The organism is Pseudoalteromonas sp. SG43-5, assembly GCF_014164345.1.
Lineage (GTDB): Bacteria > Pseudomonadota > Gammaproteobacteria > Enterobacterales > Alteromonadaceae > Pseudoalteromonas > Pseudoalteromonas distincta.
In genome coordinates, this window is record NZ_JACJFA010000049.1 from 1 (window position 1) to 352 (window position 352).

Consider the following 352-nt stretch of genomic DNA (forward strand, 5'->3'; position numbering starts at 1 on the left):
GGGTCTTTGTTTTGTGACAGTTTAACTTCGCCAGAAGTTAATATTGAATACTAAAGTAGATACCAATCAATCAACGTAAAACGTTAATCAAATGGCACTGAATGGTACTGCTACCATTCTTTTTTACTTTTGAAAACTCTTGATAAATACAAAGTATCTATCAGAATTTTATTATCAGCTTTTCCAAATTTTTAAAGAGCATATTAATTAGTTATTCCGAAGAACACGCACTAATTAACAATCATCTGTGTGGACACTACGAACAAATAAGTTCTAAATCGTATAAGGAGGTGATCCAGCCCCAGGTTCCCCTAGGGCTACCTTGTTACGACTTCACCCCAGTCATGAATCA

General features: G+C 34.9%; 1 rRNA gene. It reads right to left on the minus strand.

The annotated features are described in order from the left end of the window. Nucleotides 1-283: 283 nt before the first annotated feature. Nucleotides 284-352, minus strand: a 16S ribosomal RNA gene (locus tag H5161_RS19955); the annotation flags it as partial.